An 18,882-nucleotide genomic window follows, 5' to 3' on the forward strand; every position below is an offset into this window, starting at 1 on the left:
GATGCCAAAAGATTCCACCTTAAGCACACTGAGCGCCTTCGGCTCGATTTCATGGGCAGCCGAACGCCTTGGCATGTCCAAGAACATGTTCATGAAAAAACGAGATACCTTGGAAGCCGAGGGTTTCCCGGAGCCCGATCCCCTGACCACATTCTACCTCAAGGCCGATGTCGACGCCTGGATCGACCATAGACGGCGCGTGCCTGATGCGCCCGCCAACACTGGCACACTCAATCGGACCCGGAGCGAGGTGAATTTCGATGCCGTTTAAACCCGCCCTCTGGGATGGCTCTGACCCGTTCTATGCTCCCTGCCTGTCCTGGTCGGGCCGGGATGCCGGAGCGCGACAGGCCCGTTGGAAATGCCCCCGCAAATACCGGGAGGCCGGCTACAAGGTTCCGGCCATAAAGGTCGGTCCTCCGGGCCATCCGGGGGATGAACATCAACTGGATCGCGCCTTGCGCTGCCGGCAACTGACGCAAGAGATGATCCGCTGGTGGGACAGTCTGGATCAGCCGAAAATACGCTTCGGCACGTGGCACTATCTGATCGCCCGCTACAGGCACGATGAGTATTCGCCGATCCATGAGGTGAAGGCCAACACCAAGCATGGCTATCTGCAGCAACTGGCGAAACTCGAGGCCGTCATCGGTCATATGCCGATCGAGGATCTGACATACGAACAGATCAAGCGCCTCCAGAAAGTGATGGAGCAAAAGGGCAGGTCGATTTCCTATATCCACCGGTTTTTCAATACGCTCCGGCGGGTCGCGCGATATGGCAAAGCGTTGCAGATCCCCGAGGCTGCAGCCGTTGCCGGAACCCTCGCTGAAATGCGCTTCCAGACGCCTGCCGCACGGCAAGTGGCACCCACACGGGATCAGATCTACAAGATCGTGGCGGCCGCCGACGCAGCGGGCCTACCGGACTTTGCCGTTGGAATCCTGATCCAGTACGAGTTCACCCTGCGCGCTGTCGACGTGCGGGGCCAGTGGCTGCCTGCAAACCCGCAGGAAGGGGGCATCATTCGGGAGGGCAAGCGGTGGCAGGACGGTTTGACATGGGACATGTTCGACGAGGACCTGACTTGTTTTTCCAAGGTGATTTCCAAGACCGCCAAAAGCCTGCCGGAGCCCTATAACTTCGATCTGACCCCCTTGCCGGAAATCCGCAGCCGGCTTCGTCTGCTGCGCCCGGCAGAGCCTGTCGGACCTGTCCTGCTGTCCATGCGCTCAGGCGGTCTGCCCTATACCGCCAGCGGATGGGTGCAGGTCTGGCGTCGTCTGCGTGAGGCGGCGGGTTTGCCGCAAGAGCTCTGGATGATGGATGTCCGGGCCGGTGCCGTGACCGAAGCCAAGACCCTCGGGGTGGATCCCTACGCCCTCAGGGACGCAGCCCAACACGCCAGCATCTCCACCACCAACCGCTACTCTCGCAACCGCAGCGACGGCGCCAACCAGATCGTCAAGCTGCGCCGCCAACGGTGATCGCATGCAGGCCGATGCGATCCAGACATCTTCCAGGGGCCAGGCTTGGCCTCTGGAACACGGAGAAAAGCTCGAATTCATTCTTTGCGATCATTTCTCCAAGGACCATGACCTTCGGGAAGGAATCGCAGGTTGGATCAAATCCGGAACATGCCCGATCCAACATGATCCAACATCACGGGCGCCTATCGTCCATGTCCTTGATTTACTGGCGATCCCGGAAGGACTCGAACCCTCAACCTGCTGATTAGAAGTCAGCTGCTCTATCCAGTTGAGCTACGGGACCGCGCGTTGTCCGTTTACCTCTGGTCCGCGCCAAGATCAAAGCCAAATGCACCTGACACCCTGTCAGGCGACATTCCCCAGCCCAAGCGCGTCTTGGCAGTCGCTCAACGCTTTGCCGATTTTCTCGCGCTGCCTGTTCAAAGTCTCCAGGTCGCCCCGGTCGGCAGCGCGTTCGGCCTCCAGAAGGTGACCCGACAATTCGTTCAGACCGACCACCGCGGTTGAGCCTGCCGCCTTGTGCAGCCCATCGATCAGCGCTTCGGTCACCTGCTGCAACGGGTCTGATTGGATGATCTCGGCTGGGATATCAGCCAGCGCCGCGGTCATGAGCTCGCGTGCCTTTGCTTCGCCAAACATCGGCTCCAGCGCATCCAGAACGCCTGCGTAATGCGACGACGACATGACCGGTTGATGATGGTCAGACGGTGGGTTGGTGGCTGCTGCGACCGCAAGAAGATTGGCGATATCGGCGCGCTTCGTGGGTTTGGTCAACACCGCGTCCATCCCAGCCTCGTGCAGGTCCAGGGTGCGCTCCGGATCGGACACGGCCGTCACAGCCGCGATGAAGGCGCCGCGCGACAGGCCGGCTTTCCTGATCCCGCGGGTGGCTTCATCGCCCCGCATCACCGGCATGCTCACATCCATAAGGATCACATCGAACGCGGTCTGATTGGCGACGTCTATGGCTTCCTTTCCATTGCGTGCCATCGCGGGCCGATGCCCCAGACGACGGACGATTTCGCACATCAACCCGAGGTTCACCTCGGAATCGTCCACCACCAGTACATCCAGGGCTGTTTGCGTGCTGGTGACATCATCGCTGAACAATGGCTCGGCGGGAGGGGATTGGTCCGTATTCTGCTCCTCCGGGGCAGGGCGCAGCGGGATCTCGAAGGAAAACCGGCTGCCCTTGCCCGGCGCACTCTCCAGTCCAAGGGTGCCGCCAAGATGTTGTACGGCGATCCGCACGATCGGCAGGCCAAGTCCGGTGCCCTGTGGCCCGAACAATTCGCCCGGACGCCCTGTTTCGAATTCCCGGAAGATGCGTTCGTGATCCTCAGGCGCGATACCCGGCCCGTTGTCGATCACATCGACGGTCAGTTTGCCATCGCCGATGTGCCCATCATCAAAGGTCAGGTGCAGATCGACCCGGCCTTCACGGGTGAATTTCAGCGCATTGCCGACAAGGTTATAGAGCGCCCGGGAAAATGCACCCGGTGACCCGATATAGCACTCTTCAACGCCAACGCCGGTGATCTGCAAATCGAGCAGGTTTCCGTTTTCCTTCGCCAGCGGTGACAACTCGCTGGCAATCTCGCGTGCAATCACGGCTGGTCTGAACGTTTCGCCATCATCGCGGCGCTCGCCGAGGCGGGTGATGTCCAGCACGTTGTTGATCTGCTCCAGCGCCCGGTCGCTGCAATCCTGTGCAGTGCGAAGCAATTGCCGATCTTCTTCAGTCAGACGATCCGCGTCGATCAAGTCCAACGAAGCGGTGACGCCATGAAGTGGCGTGCGCATCTCGTGGCTCATCGTGGCGAGGAACATCGTCTTGGCATCGGCGTGTCGCTCTGCTTCGTCGCGCGCTTCACGCAGCTTGTTTTCGGCCGCCACCATATCCGAGATATCGCGGATGAACCCGATCAGGATGGGATTGCCGTCAAGATCGGTGTCCGTGGCGATCGACAGTTCAGCCTGAAAATCCGAGCCGTCCGGGCGCCGCGCATCCAGCCGCACGGGTCCTGCGCCGACAATCTTCTTCTCCCCCGTGGTCTTGAAGCGGTGCATCCCGGCTTCGTGCTTGGCACGCATATGATCGGGCACCATCAGATCCCCGATATTCTCGCCAAGCATATCATCGGCGGGCATGCGGAAAATGTCGCTTGCCGCCGCGTTGGCCAGCAGAATGCGCCCATCGAGATCCGTCACGACCACCGCGTTCAGTGTTGCCTGTATCACCTTGGAAATCGTACCCGATGCCCGATGCATCCATGCGGTGTGTTTTTCAAGCTCACGCCACAACCGCGCCGCCAGCAAAGAGGCGCTGATCATCACGATCAACAGGAAGATGCTTTGCAACCAGAACCGCTGCAAATGCGCCTTCTCAAGCGTGCGCGCCGTTTTTGTCTGTCCCACTTGGTATTGCAGAGACAAGACCGTGACATCCCTTATCAGCCCCTCGCTCTGTTGCAGCTCTCTGGTGAAGGCTAGAACCTTGTCCCGATCCGGTGTCGTGATCGCGTCGATCATTGTGGTCAGGCTGGCCCGAGCCTCGCGCAATTGATCCAGCGCCTTCGCCAGCTCGTCGGGCAGATCGTAGCGTGTCATCGCTGCCAGAACGGTATCCACGCGACTGTAGAAGATATCGAATTTGAACCTGACGTCGTCAAAGTCGTCAGCGCTGGTGATCTCGTTCAGGGAAGGGTCACGCGTGGCGATCACATAGCCTTTTGCCGCCAGCAGAATGGCTTTGTAGTCCACGTCCAACTGCGAGATCAGCCAGCCCATGTTGTCGGAATCGGCGGCCCTGACGGCGTCGATCCGGTCGCGCAAAGACTGCGCGCTAACCACCAGCGCGATGCATGTCAGCACCAGAAACACCAGCAGCACGATCGCGACTGAGCGTTTGGGGCTGCGATAAGGCGTGGCCAGACCCTTTTGCATCAGTTCTGCTTCACTCCTCCAGTACTTCGATTTGGGTCAACTGCCAGATGCTGTAGGAATATATCAGTTCGGACTGGAATCGCGGCTCTGCATCGTAGGGAAACACTACCCAAAGCGGCCCCTTGTCCCGGATGCCGAAGGCTTTGCCGTCGATCCGGTTGGCGATAATGGGATAGTCATCCTCGATCACGTCCCTCGGCAGCGAAACCTTGTAGTCATTCGCCGCCACCAGCAGAAGATCGCCACGGCCCGCACCCGCCGCTTCCAGCACGGACTTCAGCGAGGGACCACTGAACGTGCTGACCCCTTCGGTCCAGATTGTGCCGGTCACGAATTCCACCGACGGCAAAGCAGCCAGATCCGAGTCTGAAAATGAAACAGGTGCAGGGCCGTCGAGCGCGCCCGAAATTTTCAAGAGTGTCTCTTGCGCCTGCGCCGCCGCACCCAAACTCAGCAAGGCGGCGAGGACACCGCTGAAAAGTATATGTCTGGCAAACATGATGGAGTCCTTTTTAATCAATTATTAATAATTTTCTCAACTTGCGCCCCGATATAGCAGCCGGTCAAAAGATGTCACAATATTATCAAGTGATAGCTATGCGTGTCTTTCGTTATAAGATAAATTTGCTCTTGCGAAGGAACACCCGCAAACGGTTATTAGGCACGCACGATATCTACCGCGCGTTTTGCCGTTGGACTGCCCATTGGGTGTTGTGTCGAGTTTGTTCTGTAAAGGTATTTGGAGGGTTGAAAAAGCGTTATAGCCAAAGGAAATAGTGTGCAGCATTCTCAAACACTAGAGCAATCGAATTCAGAGACCATTCGCATTCTGCTCGCAGACGATCACACCCTGATTGCTCAGGCGGTCGCCAGTGTTTTGATGGAAAACGGGCTCTTTACCGTCGACACTGTGGAAAACCTGCCCGATGCGATCTCCGCCATGACGGACGGCCCGCGTTATGATCTGGTGATGCTTGATCTTCGCATGCCGGGCGTCAAAGGCTTGGACAGCTTGAAGCGTGTCATCGACCTGGGCACGGCCGCGCGGATCACCCTGTTCACCGCAAATGCCGACCGCCATATCGTCAAGCGGGCAATAGAGTTGGGCGTACATGGCGTGATCCAGAAGACGATGCCTCTCAACTCCCTGGAGAGTGTACTGCGCCTGATCCTGTCGGGTCAGACCTTCCTGCCGTCTTCGGTGATCGAAGCGCCAGTGAATGGCTCGGATGGCGATGAGCTTACGGAAATCGAGCTTCTGATCCTGAAATTCGCAGCCGAGGGCATGACGAACAAGAGCATCGCCAGTCAGGTCGGCCTGAACGAAACGACCGTCAAGATGCATATGCGGGCGATCTGCCGCAAGCTGAAGGCGTCCAACCGGGTGCAGGCCGTCGTCATTGCTCGAAACAACGCCTTGATCGACTTCTGACAACCGACAGCCGGTTTCGTGAAGGGCAGGCTGTCCCGATCAAGCCGTTTCATCTGCTTTGTGCCACGGTCGACTTTCTCCGGGCGCCACCTGTGCTGCCTTCGACGCCTCTCAGGCGTCCGGCCCCTTGGCGCTATGGTCCAGCAGCCCCAGAAGCCTGTCCACCTGCTCGGAATCGAACGGCTTGCGCAACACGGCGTTCATGCCGGCCTCCAGACACATCTGCTGTTCCTTGTGGCTGGTATGCGCGGTCAGTGCCACCACAGGCAATTGGCTGCCTGCGGCATCGCTGCGGATGTGGCGCGTCGTCTCAAGACCATCCATGCCCGGCATGCTCAGGTCCATCAGGACAACGTCGAAAGCTTCATCCTTGACCAGATCCAGAGCCTCAGGCCCGCTTGCGGCCTCGACCACGCGGTAGTTCCGGCGCTCCATCAGAACACGAACAACCATACGGTTGATCTCGTCGTCATCGACGACAAGGATATTTCGCCGATCGCTCACGGGCGCCAGACGCCTTCCAGGCGTCTCACCCAGAGGATTATGCCAGCTCGATGGGTGTCCATATCTCAAACCGCGTTCCTTCGTGAACTTTGCTTGCGCAGGTGATGTGGCCTCCGAATTTACTCGCAATGGCCTGCGCAACGGACAGTCCAATGCCCATTCCGCGATATGATCTCGTAAAGGATGATTCAACCTGTTCGAACGGCATGAAAATTCGCTCCAGCTGCGTCTCATCGATCCCGATCCCGGTATCGCTGATCGCCACCTTAAGCCATTTGCGATCATCCTGCTGTAAAATTTCTGAATGCAGCGTGATGCTGCCTTCCTTTGTGAACTTGACCGCGTTCTCCAAGACCTTCGAAATCATCTGCGATATGCGCGCAGGGTCCGATACGATCTGCGTGCTGCCATCGCCAAGCCCGGTGCGTCGGAACTCCAGCCCGGCAGTTTGGGCAAGGTTTCCGTAAAGCGACTCGATCTCGCGGATCCGCGCCTCGATATCGAACGTCACCGGGTCAAGCCGGATCGACTCGGTTGTGCCCTCGGCGAAATCGACCATGTGATCGACCAGCGCGTTCAGCTCTTTTGCCGACGACCACGCCACGTCCAGATATCGGTCGCGGTCCGCATCGTCCTTTTGCTCGCGACAAATCGTCAACATGCCCACCACGCCGCTCAGCGGTGTGCGCAGTTCATGACCCGCGATCACCAGGAAGTCGCTCTTGCGCTTGTTCTCTTCCTCTTCCAGCCTGAGCGCCTCGCGCAGCTTCTTGTCCGAGCTGCGCACGTGGCGGATCATCGTCTTGAGGGACTCGTTGAGTTGCCACATCTCGGTCGATGAGCGTTCTTCGTCGGGCAGGGTGATGGCGTAATCCCCGTCGCTGATCCTGCTGCTGATCTCGGTGAAATGCCGAACCGGTCGTGCAAGCCGGCGTGACATGGCCCAGCCCGCAGCGCCCAGAAGGGCGGCCACCAGCACCGCCAGCAGATAGGATTTCGACAGACTGCCATTCACCGCGTCCGAAAGTTCATAGATCGGCTGTGGAACCATGACCGGCCAGCCCGTCTCGGGCACAAAGGTGATCCCCGCGATCATGTCCATTTGCATGGGCGGCGAAAAGAACATCTCGACCCCGGTCTCGCGGTTCAGCATCCGCCGCACCGCCGAGATGCCGGAAGCATCCACCATGTTTTCCTCGACCTTTGGCGAGGGATGCGCGATGGCGCGCCCGAACTGGTCGAAGATCGCCGAATGCCCGAACTCACCAAAGGCGATGGCCCTCTGCACCGCCTTGATGTAGTCGGTCCTCATATAGCCGATCGCAAGCCTCTGATCGGGAAGCTCGTATCCCAGAACGAAATATTTGCCGTCCCCGATGCGTTGCAGACCTGAAATCTGAACGCCGCCGAGGGTCGCATTCGTGCCCGCGCGCAGATCATCCAATACCGTTTGCTCTGGCAGGGGCAAATTCTTGCCCAGCCAATTGGGCGGGGGCTGGTCCGCTGCGAAGGTTGGCAACAAGGCCATGCTCTCCACGTTCAGCGATTCCAGCAATGACAGATGGGCAACCCGCGTCGCATCGCTATTATTGTTGCTGACTTCGGTCGCCGCATGGGCAAACACGCGCGCCACGTCCGTGACATAGCGTGACAGCGACAACGACACGTTCTGTGCGATCACAAGATGCTTTTCCTGCGTTCGCTCGATCTCGGTGTTCATGAACGTGCGATAGTTCCATAGCTGGATCACCAACGCGAACACCAGGATCGCGGCCAGAACCATCACGGCGATCTGTTGTTGCAGGGGCCAGACCCATCCCTTGATACGGGTCTGCTTTGCCGCGCTGCCAGACAGCTCTGGCAGCGTCCGCTCGGGTGTATTTGCGTGCGCGCTCACGACACCTCCTGAGGTTACCTGCGCAGACTATACACTCAAGGGTTTATCTAACCAGTCCCGTTGGTCTGATGCTGTATCAGACCAAAGTCCGATATGCCGGGTCGCACCGGCGCGCTGCGGTCGCTCGATGCTCGGGTGAGGCGGGGTCGATGGTCCGGGTGCCGCCACGGACGAAGGTCTGATTTTTGATCCGACATAGCGTGGAAGGCCGATCTGCGGCTTTGCGTCATAAGCCTTGGGACACGTTTGACCCAAAGGAGCACATGACATGGCCCGATCCTCTTCAAGACAGTCTGATAAGGATGCACGCCTTGCCCGCCTGACTGCCGGGCTACGGCCGGTGTTCCTGTATATCTTCGGCTTGTCCGGGATCATCAACATCCTGGCACTGACCGGCGCGTTCTACATGATGCAGATCTACGACCGCGCCCTGATGAGTGGCAGCATCCCCACGCTCGCCCTGATTTCGGTGCTGGCACTTGGCCTTTACATGTTCCAGGGCGGGCTTGATGTCATCCGCTCTCAGATCCTCCACCGGGTCGGCGCGCGCTTCGATGCCCGGGTCGCTCCCGATATCCACCGCATGAGCATCGACATGCCGCGCTATGGCTTTTCCGTTGCCGAAGCGATGGAGAGGGGCCGCACCGTCGACACCCTGCGCAACTTCTTCGGCGGACCGGCGCTTGTGTCGCTGTTCGATCTGCCCTGGATGCCGATCTTTCTGGCCTTCGTGTTCGTGCTGCATCCGTATCTGGGCGCTCTGGCCATTGGCGGGGCCGTGGTTCTCACGCTGATGACCGTCCTGACCGAGCTGTTGACCCGCAAGGCGAATGCCCAGGTCAGCCGTGCCGCCGTTCAGCGCAGCTCGGTGGCCGAGGCCAATGCCCGCAACGCCGATGTCATCAAGGCGATGGGGTTCTCGTCGCAGGCTCTGGCTCAGTTCCAGCAGGCCAACGACGCGCACCTGACCCTGCAATCCGGGTCCAGCGACGTGACCCGCACCGTGGGCGCCTTGTCCAAGGTGCTGCGCATGATGCTGCAATCGGCGGTTCTGGGCCTTGGTGCCTATCTCACCATCATGGGCGAGATGACCGCTGGCGCGATCATCGCCGCGTCCGTGGCCTCGGCCCGTGCCCTTGCACCGATCGACTCGACCATCGCCAACTGGAAGAACCTGATCGCGGCCCGCAACGCCATGGCCACCATCCGTCAGACGATGGCCGCCCTGCCCGAACAGGCACGCCCCCTTCAGATGCCCGATCCCAAGCAGTCGTTCTCGGCCGAAGGGATCACCGTTGTGGCGCCTGGATCCGGTCGTGTGCTCCTGTCGGATGTGACCATTCAGCTCGAAGCCGGGCAGGCACTTGGCCTCATCGGTCCCAGTGGCGGTGGTAAATCCTCGCTGATGCGGGCGATGGCCGGGGTCTGGCCCGTGCTGCGCGGCCATGTCCGCCTGGATGGCGCCGATCTGGTGCAATGGGGCGAAGACACGATTTCGCGCAGCTTCGGCTATCTGCCGCAGGACTACACCCTGTTCGATACCACGATTGCCCGCAACATTTCGCGCCTTGCCGATCCCGATCCCGAAAAGGTCATTGCGGCGGCACGTGCGGCAGGCGTTCACGAGATGATCCTCGCCATGCCCGACGGCTACGAGACCGAACTGGGCGCCAGCGCCACAAGCCTGTCGGGTGGTCAGCGTCAGCGTATCGCTCTGGCACGGGCGCTCTATGGCGATCCTTTCGTCGTCCTGCTGGACGAGCCGAACTCGAACCTCGACGCCGAAGGCGAACGCGCCGTCAGTCATGCGATCCAAAGCATCCGTGATCGCGGCGGCATCGTGATCGTCGTCGCTCACCGCCCAAGTGCTCTGGAGCATGTCGATCTGGTCGGTGTTGTCCAGGATGGCGCCCTCAGCCGCTTTGGTCCCAAATCCGAGATCATGCGCGTCAAGGCGGCCCCGGTGCCCCCGGCCACGCCCCTCCGTGAAGCAGGCGCCGCCATGAAGGCCGCCCCGGCACCAGAGGACACAGGCACATGATCGAGGTAAAATCAGCCAAGAAGGTCCAGACGCCCGGCAAAGAGCGTCTGACCGCGATGGACGGCTTGCGCCAGACGGTGACGGCCATTCCCAAGCGCAAGATCGGTATGGCGATGATGGCCCTGTTCGGTCTGGTCGCCTATATCAAGACCCTGCTCGGCGGCTCCGAGGTTGCGGCGCAAGCCGCCCCCGACACGCCCATCTCGGGTGACGACAACGCAGCACCCATCTGCGAGACGGACAATTCGTCCGCCGACAACAGCGGTCGCATGTCCTATGGCAACGCCGCGTTGTTCCAGGCATCCTCGCGCGACGAGGACGAGGGCGCGATCCTGACGTCGCCGCAATCCTCGCCGTCATCGGTGCTGTCGCCTGCTGGTTCTGGTCTCCAGCCCGAGCGGTTCGATGCGTCCGGCCTTCAACCTGCACCCCTGAACTTCCAGCCCTCGGCATTCGCCACGGCTCCGGAAACCGGACTCGAGCCCGGCCCCGGTACCGATCCCGGCACCCCGCCGTCCGGCGGAGGAGGCCCCGGCACTGGCACCGGTGGTGGAGGCACGGGTGGTGGCGACGGAACACTGCCGCCCGCCGGTCCTGATCCCGAAGATGAGATCGAGAACGAGGACGGTCCCCAAGACCCGCCCCCATCCGTCAATCCTCCGGTGGAAGACGGCCCAAACGATGATGACGACGGCGGGAATGACGGCAAGGACGACGCGCCCTGTAAGGACAATGCGCATGGCGAGCACGACGCAGCCTGCGAAGACAATGCGCCTGGCGATCATGATGCACCCTGCGATGATCATCCACCCTGCGACAACGACTCTGCCGAAGGCGATCCCTGTGATGACGTCTCCTCCGACTGCGCCTCAGACGCCGATTGCGATACAGCTTCTGACTGCGACACAACCCCGGAGTGCGATGCCGGTCACAGCTGCGATCCAATTGCGGGCATCGACGCGGATTGCTTTGAAGATCCGATACAGGCCGCTCGTGACATCACCTTCGGACTGTCCACTGACGACGACCTGTCGGGCACCGATGCCGACGATCTCATCCATGCGGGCGACGGGGCCGACACAGTTCTGGGCGGCGCGGGGGATGATCTGCTGATCGGAGCGGCAGGCGACGACATCCTGACCGGCGGCAGCGGCAACGACCGCCTTGCCGGCGAGCAGGGTAACGACACGCTCGATGGCGGTGTCGGTGATGACATCCTCACCGGCGGCGCAGGCGATGACATCCTGTGGGACGGCACCGGCGCGGACCTGCTGTTTGGCGATGCCGGGAACGACACGATCCAGCTCGCCGCCGACGACGCGTCCGATACGGTAGATGGCGGCGACGGCATTGATACGCTCGACCTGTCCGGCACCGGCCAACAGGCTCATATCGACATCGCTGCAGGCACGATCACGCGCCCCGGCCTTCCGCAGGACAGCTTCACAGACATCGAAGTCTTCGCTGCAGGGGCAGGCAAGGAAGTGTTCGACCTGTCGGGTTTCTTCAGCCCCGGAGCCCCTGCGACGCCTCGGACCGCATTCCAGATCACGGATTTTGGCCACGACGATACTCTGGTGTTGACCAACGATATCCACCTTGCGCTGTCCGATCTGCACGCGGTGACCGACACGCGCGACATTCGCAAGGACAGCTCGGATTTCGAGGCCCGGATCTCGGTCTTCGATCCTGAAACCGTGGCCGAAAACCATGGCCGCCCCGGGTTTCGTCAGGACGACGAAGACGCCCTGATGATCCGCCGCATCGAACTTCGCCAGGAACATGAAACCGGCGAAATCGAATTCGACCTCTGGATCAGCGGTCCCGACCGCGAGTCCGATCCCTCCCAAGACTTCACATCCTGAACAGGAGCCACGCCATGATACGCAACAGCAAAACCCCCAACGCTTCGCAGGATGCCGTCTATGCCATTCGCGGGCGGGTGATCGCCGGTCTGGTGATGGCGTCCCTTCTGGTCGCCGCGATCTTTGGCTGGGCGGCGAATGCCAACCTTGCCAGCGCGGTCGTCGTCAGCGGCGAAGTGTCGGTCAACCGCGATCTGCGCGTCGTCCAGCACCGCGACGGCGGCATCGTCAAAGAGATTCCCGCCAATGTTGGCGACTATGTGCGCGAGGGTGACATCCTGCTCCGGCTTGATGACACATCCGCCCGCACCGAACGCGCGATCCTGCACGGCAAAATCGCCGAGCTGGCCATTCGCAAAAGCCGCCTCGAAGCGCAGCGCGACCTGATGGCGGAATTCCCCATGCCCGCCGGTCTTGATGAATTGATCGTGACGCCCGCCGCACTGCAGGCCATTTATGTCGGCGAGCGGCGCATTTTCCAGGGCAACATCTCGTCCTTCGTCAGCCGCAAGGAACAGATCGACCTCGGGATCGAACAGGTCCGAACCGAAATCGATGGCCTCGAAGCCCGCCTTGACGCCAAACAGGATGAAATCCTGCTGGTGCAGGCTGAAAGCGCCCGCGTCGAAGACCTCTCCGAGCGTCGCCTGACCGTGCGCAATGTCGCCTTCTCGATCGAGCGCGAGAATGTCCGCCTGCGCGGCGAACGCGGCGAGATCCTCTCGGCACTGGGCCGCGCCCGCAGCCGCGTCAGCGAGCTGGAGTTGGAAATCCTCTCGATGCAGGAAAAGATGCGCACCGATGCACAACGCGAACTGCGCGAGATCGAAACCCAGCTGTCGGAACTCACCGAAAAGCGTTTCGTCATCGAAGACACCCTGTCGCGCACCGAAATCCGCGCGCCGATCTCGGGTCTGATCAATGATCTGAACGTCAACTCCGTGGGCGGCGTCATCAGCCCCGCCGAAATTCTGGCGACGATTGTCCCCGAAGAGGCCGAACTGGTCTTCACGGCCCGCGTCCCGGCGGTATCCATCGAACAGGTCGACACCGGATATGCCGCCCGGATGCGCTTTGTCGCCTTCGACCAGAACGAAACCCCCGAAATCGAAGGCACCGTGTCCTACGTGGCCGCCGCCGCGACAAGCGATCCCAAGATGCCGGGCGATTTCTACTCGATCAAAGTTGACGTGACGCCCGATCAGCTGGCCCGCCTTGGCGGCAAGGAGCTGCGCCCCGGCATGCCGGTCGAAGTCTATGTCACCACGGCCGAACGCACCGCCCTGTCCTATCTCGTCAAGCCCTTCAGCGATCAGTTCGCGCGGGCCTTCAAGGAAAGGTAAACCCATGCTCCGCATCTGTCTTTCCGCCCTTGCGATCCTTCTGGCGACCTCCGCCTACGGGCAACCCAAGGACATGACCTGGAAGGCGCTCGAGGGCGATACCCTGAACCTCAATGGCAGGATCATGAGCGTTCACGGTGTCTCCTGTCCGCCATCGTCACAGGCGGCGGGCCTCAGCGCCAAACGGCTCGCCAATACCTTCCTGCGGGGCGGCGTGGTGGTCTGCGTGACGTCGCTCGAACGCAACGGCCGTGAAAACGTCGACTGCGCCAAGCGCGGCAACAACGGGCTGTCACTCAGTCAGATGCTTGTCTTCACCGCGCTGTGCACCCCGCGCCGCGATCAGGAATGCATGACACCGCATTTCGACGCCATGCCCACCTATGCGCCGCCGCCGCGCCGGCCCGAAGACGCCTGAAATCTCAAGATCACCCCCGTATCCGCCAGGGACAGACGATAAGAAAACGAAGGGACAGCACCTCATGGGACGTGACAAACGCAAGGATCGCGATCGCGACACCGAAGACAAATACAAGGGCGAGTTCGAGATCAATATCACCCAGGACGGTGAGACGCGCAGTATTACCCTCAAGGGCCAGCCCCGCGACTATGAGATCGAGTATGAAGATGACGAGCTCGAGATCGAGGCCCGCAAGGGCGATGCCGAATGGGAATTCGACGACGTGGACAGCTTCGAAATCCTGTCCGATCCGGCGGATGAGATTTCACAAGTCCCCGCCGGAATCTTTGCCCTGGCCGGTCCTCTGCGCGACTACGATTTCTTCCTTGAAGACGGCTCTCTGATCGCCCGCAGCCGTCTCGACGGCGAGGCAGTGTCGCTTGAAGATGCGACCACGTTCATGGCGGGCGGCGAAACCTTCCAGACGGCCTTTCTCGTGGAAATGCTGGAAGCACCCGGCCCGGATATCCTGGCCGAAGGCGGTCCTCGCCTGATGACGGTCAACACACCCGATCCGACACCAAGCGTGCTCTGGGATCAGATCCTGCAGACCGTGATCGTGGATATCGGTTTCGGGCCGACCAATGCGGCGCGTGCCTTCTCGATCATGCACACCGCCATCTATGACGCTCAGGCCAGTTATGACCCTGTCGCACAACGCGTATCGATCGACCTCGAAGGGGACAACCTCGATATCGCCAGCCTTTCTGATGCCTCCGGTGCCGAAATCGAAGCCGCCATGCATGTCGCGGCATATCAGGCCCTCTCGCAACTCTTTCCCGGCCACCGCGATATGTTCGACAAGGTGCTGTCCGAACGCGTGGGGATCGACATTTCTGATGACAGCCGCGCGCATGTTGTCGGCAGTGACGCCGCGCAGGATGTGCTGACCCCGCGTCTTGCCGAAGCGGCCGTGCTGGCCAATCTGTCCGACGGGCTTTACACACCGGTCAACCCCGGTCCCGACACACGAAACGACATCTCGCGCTGGACCCCTGAAAAGAAGGGCAAATTATCGCCCGATCCCGACGCCCTGCAAACATTCCTGACCCCGGAACTCAGCCTGGCCGAAGGCTTCGCCCTGCCTGAAACCCCGACCGGTGCGACCGACACCGCCCTGATCCGGCCCGATGGGCCCGAGCCGTTCTTCACGGCCGATCAGCAAAACGCTGTCCTCGATTTCGACACCGGCACGATCACCCTCGCCGCGCCCGTGAACGTCAACGGGCAAACGTGGCAGGCCGCCGACACGATCCCCGTGGACAAATCCCTGATCGGTCCGGTCATCAATCCGGCCTTCATCTCTCAGGCCGAAGCCATCGTTCATACCAGCGCGACCCTGACCGAAGACCAGAAACTGATCGCTGAATTCTGGGAGGACGGTCCCGGCAGCAGCTATCCGCCCGGTGCCTGGATGACGCTGGCGCAATATGTCTCTCAACGCGATGGTCATGACGCGGCCTCGGATGCCCTGCTGTTCATGACAATGGGCAACGCCTTGAACGATGCGGCCATCGCGACATGGGACGCCAAGGTGCATTTCGACTATGCCCGCCCGGTCACCGTGATCCGCGACCTTGGCAAGCTCGGCCTGATCGGCGAGCCGGGCGTGGACGAGCTGACTGGTGAGGCCGGATATGTGATCCAGGCCTTCGGCGGCATCGACCCCGACACCGGCACCAGTCTCGGCACCCGCACGATCCTTGCCGAGAACTTCATCACCTACCAGCTGCCCGGCGGTGAACAATCTCCGCCCTTCGCGGAATATACCTCGGGACACAGCACGTTTTCCGGTGCCGGCGCCGCAGTGCTGGCCGCCTTCACCGGCTCCGATCACTTCGACGCGCAAGTCACGGTTGCCTCAGGCACCAGCGCCTTCGATGCCGCGCTGCCGACCCAGACATACATCTTCGAATGGGACACGTTCTCGCAGGCCGCCAACGACGCCGGCTTCTCGCGGATTTATGGCGGGATTCACTTCAGCGACGGCAATCTCGACGGGCTCAGCGCCGGTGCGGCCATCGGTGCAGATGCCTATGACCTTGCCTCCGAGTTCGCCAACGGCACAGCGCAGCCCGAACAGCAGCCCTTCTTCGACGAATTTCTGTTCGGATGAAGGGCCGCATGCCCATGGCCGGATCAGGCGAAAGCCTCCTGGTCCGGTCGCCCGACCGGCATCCACAGCACTTGCGTGCGATCCGCATCCCAACGGTAATCGCAATGCGCGCGCGCGGCCATATGCTCCAGGATGTCGCGGGCCAGTCTCATCCGCTCGAACGGGCCGGTCGCGGCGCAGGTCGCATCCGCACCAGCGGTCTTTTCGCCTGCCTGTGCGACCGTCACCCAGACCCCGTTCTGCCCCCGCCTGCCTTGCCCATGGCCAAATGTCACAAGGGTCGTTTGTCCCTCGTCTGACATGCGGGCGATTTCCAGCATCGAGAACAACAATTGCATCAGGGTTTCGCTCTCCACCGCACTCAGCTCAACGGGCGGCCCGTCATGGCCGATATCAAGCCGTTGCCCGCAGGTCGTGAACATGAACCCAAAGCGCCGCCTTGCCTCTTCGGCACAGCCCGCAAGATCCGATGCCCCCGCCGCCGACAGCTTTGCTCCCGCCTCCAGCGTGCTGAAGGCCACCACGCGGTCCACCCGCAACTGCATCCAGTGCAACGCATCCTCGCGCATCTCATCCAGACCCTCGGGAAGCGGCGGATCATCCCGCGATGCCATGGCAATACCCTGCAAGGCATTCAGCGGGTTCCTCAGATCGTCGCTCACCATGTCCAGAAAGCGCAGCTTGATGGCGTTCGACCGTTGCAGCGGCCGGATCAGCAGCCAGTAGAACACAGGCGCCATGATGCAGAACAGCAGCACAGCATCCAGTATCGCCTCGCCCCATATCTTCTCTGTCAGCCAGGGCATCCGCGGCTCGAGCTTGGCCAAGGCCAGCATGATGCCCAATTCCGCGCCCGCCAGCGTGATCAGCACAATCACGACCTTCCCAAGGGATTCATCGCGAAACATGGTCAGCCTCCATCGATGGGGCAAACCATGCAGGCGGCGCGCGCCCTGTGCGCTGTCCGCTCCGCGCAGGCATCAGCCGGGATCCGCGGCATCGAGAAGGCACATCTGTCTTGCATGGGTGTCAAAGCCCCTGTGCGATGGTGTGGTCAGCACACCTGTTTCGTTCAGACAGCCACCATGCTGCGAATCGAACACACCGGACTCGGGGGATATCACAAAGCGTCCCAATCGCCGCTACCCCGGACTAGGACCAAAGTCCAAACTCTTGCTCGACCAAGGGTCTCGGCGGTGTCTTTAGGTCAAGCGCCCTGGTCTTGCGAGACCATTGTCGCAGATCACGTCGGACCATTATCCGGTTCAAAGGTCGGATGTCTTTAAAAATACGCAAAATCAATTAATTAAACTAAATCCCTTGCTCTTTGGCCCGTCCGAAACGTCTTCTCAGGCGCTTCGTTTGAGTTGCGTGATGCGACTTTTGCCCACTTGCCATAAGCGCCAAAGACTTTCCACTTTCCAAAGATAGTTCGGATTTCAAGGCCCGGAATGGGACAACGACCCTGCAGATTCCGTTGGGGGAAACGGAAACCAACCTGACATGGGAACAGGTGCGCAGACGCTGCTGCTGCGGGCGCGCCGAACTTATGGGGACGAGACATGTATAGAACGATGGTGATTTGCGATCACGCCTTTACGCGTGCCGGTTTCGAACATTTGATATCTTCCTGCGAGTCTTTCGATCTGAAATGCGCTGCCGCGTTCACACCTGACACCGTTGAAAAATGCGCCAATGAACGGTTCGAGGTGGTGATCGTGGACCTGGGGTCGCTGGACCAGCCGATGAAGACCCTGCGCGCGTTCCGCAAAAGCTGCGAGACCGTCCGCATCCTGGCCTTCTGCTCGGAGAAGGGCATCGACACAGCTGTCGAGGCTCTGGATGCGGGGGCATCGGGGATCCTGACCTATAACAGTGAGCTGGCCGATCTGTGCATGGCGGTGCGCCGCGTCATGAATGGCGACAACTACGTGCAGCCCGACATGGCGATGGATATCTTCGCCAAGCTGCGTCAGGCCGAAGCCAAGCGCAAAGAGGCCGAGCGCCTGCGCCTGACCGCCCGCGAAAGCCAGGTGGTCCGCCATCTGATGCAGGGCATGACCAACGGTCAGATTTCGGTCGAGCTCAAAATCAGCGAGAAAACCGTCAAACACTATGTCGGCTCTCTCAAGGACAAGTTTGGTGCAGCCAACCGCCTCGAGGTGGTTCTGGAAGCGCAGCGTCTCGGGGTCTGACCCCGGTTTTCGGGGGCGGCCGCCCGGCGCCCCCGTCCCAGAATGGTCTGGCCATGGTTCCCTAACGCCCGGCCATTCAGCGGCGCGTTCGTAATGGCGTCTCAGGCATTCGCGAACGCGCCGCGCCCCTTTGTCTCGAAGCCCATATGCTCCGGCTTTCCGGTCTTCCGGCCCTGACGCTTCACCGCTCAGGGTCGTTTGCCGTCGCGTCCCCCTTGGTCCGCATGGTCGCCAGTCATAGTGCCGACCCCGTCTTGGACCTTGGTATGAGTTTCGCTTGGACCTTCTCATCTGTGGTCCGGCCCGCAGCGCCGTTAGCTTTCCTGCACACCAATGGATCAGCACGCATCTTGCAGGAAGGCCGGCATGACACAGACCCAGACACCCCCCCGCTCGAAATGCTCCGGCTGCCTTGGCTGCCAGCGTGGTCGCGATCTCTATCTCGATGCTGCCCTTGATCGTCTGCATCAGGAAGGCCGCTACCGGACCTTCATCGATATCGAACGCCGCAATGGCCAGTTTCCGCATGCCACATGGCGCCGTCCCGACGGCACCGAGCAGCCGATCACCGTCTGGTGCGGCAACGACTATCT

Annotated in this window: 14 protein-coding genes, 1 tRNA gene and 1 pseudogene; 10 read left to right on the plus strand and 6 right to left on the minus strand. The window is 60.9% G+C overall.

The window, feature by feature from the left end; all coding sequences use genetic code 11:
• The first annotated feature begins 1 nt into the window (after nt 1).
• Together F3H35_RS17470 and F3H35_RS17475 are read left to right on the plus strand one after the other, a co-directional pair.
• Nucleotides 2-271, plus strand: coding sequence for a hypothetical protein (locus F3H35_RS17470; RefSeq protein ID WP_149780826.1), 270 nt, complete (start codon nt 2-4; stop codon nt 269-271).
• Nucleotides 261-1,487, plus strand: coding sequence for a tyrosine-type recombinase/integrase (locus tag F3H35_RS17475; protein ID WP_223228462.1), 1,227 nt, complete (start codon nt 261-263; stop codon nt 1,485-1,487). Before F3H35_RS17470 ends, F3H35_RS17475 begins: the two co-directional genes overlap by 11 nt.
• A 209-nt stretch (nt 1,488-1,696) precedes the next feature.
• Here F3H35_RS17475 and F3H35_RS17480 read toward each other — a convergent pair.
• The 3 genes from F3H35_RS17480 to F3H35_RS17490 all read right to left on the minus strand — a co-directional run bounded on the left by F3H35_RS17480 (nt 1,697) and on the right by F3H35_RS17490 (nt 4,956).
• Nucleotides 1,697-1,773 (minus strand) — tRNA-Arg (locus F3H35_RS17480).
• Between the two features lie 62 nt (nt 1,774-1,835).
• Nucleotides 1,836-4,436 (minus strand): PAS domain-containing sensor histidine kinase, encoded by a 2,601-nt coding sequence (locus tag F3H35_RS17485; protein WP_149780827.1) that lies wholly within the window; start codon nt 4,434-4,436, stop codon nt 1,836-1,838.
• A 10-nt stretch (nt 4,437-4,446) separates the two neighbouring features.
• Nucleotides 4,447-4,956 carry an oxidoreductase gene (locus tag F3H35_RS17490; protein ID WP_149780828.1) on the minus strand — a complete coding sequence of 170 codons (510 nt, stop codon included), beginning with the start codon at nt 4,954-4,956 and terminating at the stop codon, nt 4,447-4,449.
• A gap of 258 nt (nt 4,957-5,214) precedes the next feature.
• Here F3H35_RS17490 and F3H35_RS17495 point away from each other — a divergent pair, with 258 nt between their 5' ends.
• Nucleotides 5,215-5,868, plus strand: coding sequence for a response regulator (locus F3H35_RS17495; protein WP_223228463.1), 654 nt, complete (start codon nt 5,215-5,217; stop codon nt 5,866-5,868).
• 111 nt (nt 5,869-5,979) lie between these two features.
• Here the strand turns inward: F3H35_RS17495 and F3H35_RS17500 are convergent, their stop codons facing one another.
• On the minus strand, nt 5,980-6,372 hold the full coding sequence (locus F3H35_RS17500; RefSeq protein WP_007817506.1) for a response regulator: 393 nt from the start codon (nt 6,370-6,372) through the stop codon (nt 5,980-5,982).
• Nucleotides 6,373-6,409: 37 nt separating this feature from the next.
• Entirely contained in the window at nt 6,410-8,269 is a 1,860-nt protein-coding gene (locus tag F3H35_RS17505; RefSeq protein WP_149780829.1) for an ATP-binding protein, read from the minus strand.
• A gap of 268 nt (nt 8,270-8,537) precedes the next feature.
• Between F3H35_RS17505 and F3H35_RS17510 the strand changes: the two genes are divergently transcribed.
• The 5 genes from F3H35_RS17510 (at nt 8,538) to F3H35_RS17530 (ending at nt 16,094) form a co-directional block, all read left to right on the plus strand.
• Nucleotides 8,538-10,310, plus strand: a complete 1,773-nt coding sequence (locus F3H35_RS17510) for a type I secretion system permease/ATPase (protein ID WP_149780830.1) — start codon at nt 8,538-8,540, stop codon at nt 10,308-10,310.
• Complete coding sequence (locus tag F3H35_RS17515; RefSeq protein ID WP_149780831.1) at nt 10,307-12,175, plus strand: calcium-binding protein; 1,869 nt, start codon at nt 10,307-10,309, stop codon at nt 12,173-12,175. The genes F3H35_RS17510 and F3H35_RS17515 overlap by 4 nt, the downstream gene beginning before the upstream one ends.
• A gap of 14 nt (nt 12,176-12,189) precedes the next feature.
• Nucleotides 12,190-13,518: an HlyD family type I secretion periplasmic adaptor subunit gene (locus tag F3H35_RS17520; RefSeq protein ID WP_149780832.1), complete on the plus strand. Its 1,329-nt coding sequence runs from the start codon at nt 12,190-12,192 to the stop codon at nt 13,516-13,518.
• 4 nt (nt 13,519-13,522) lie between these two features.
• Nucleotides 13,523-13,936, plus strand: a complete 414-nt coding sequence (locus F3H35_RS17525; protein ID WP_149780833.1) for a hypothetical protein — start codon at nt 13,523-13,525, stop codon at nt 13,934-13,936.
• A gap of 64 nt (nt 13,937-14,000) precedes the next feature.
• Nucleotides 14,001-16,094 (plus strand): vanadium-dependent haloperoxidase, encoded by a 2,094-nt coding sequence (locus F3H35_RS17530; RefSeq protein ID WP_149780834.1) that lies wholly within the window; start codon nt 14,001-14,003, stop codon nt 16,092-16,094.
• Nucleotides 16,095-16,117: 23 nt separating this feature from the next.
• Here the strand turns inward: F3H35_RS17530 and F3H35_RS17535 are convergent, their stop codons facing one another.
• On the minus strand, nt 16,118-17,002 hold the full coding sequence (locus tag F3H35_RS17535; protein WP_223228464.1) for a histidine kinase dimerization/phospho-acceptor domain-containing protein: 885 nt from the start codon (nt 17,000-17,002) through the stop codon (nt 16,118-16,120).
• Nucleotides 17,003-17,656: 654 nt separating this feature from the next.
• On the opposite strand from F3H35_RS17535, the gene F3H35_RS17540 reads away from it, so the two are divergent.
• Both F3H35_RS17540 and F3H35_RS19075 read left to right on the plus strand, forming a co-directional pair.
• Complete coding sequence (locus tag F3H35_RS17540) at nt 17,657-18,289, plus strand: response regulator transcription factor (RefSeq protein ID WP_223228465.1); 633 nt, start codon at nt 17,657-17,659, stop codon at nt 18,287-18,289.
• A 366-nt stretch (nt 18,290-18,655) separates the two neighbouring features.
• Nucleotides 18,656-18,882 (plus strand): annotated as a pseudogene (locus F3H35_RS19075) (5-aminolevulinate synthase); the annotation flags it as partial.

Source organism: Roseovarius litoreus, assembly GCF_900142765.1.
GTDB lineage: Bacteria > Pseudomonadota > Alphaproteobacteria > Rhodobacterales > Rhodobacteraceae > Roseovarius > Roseovarius litoreus.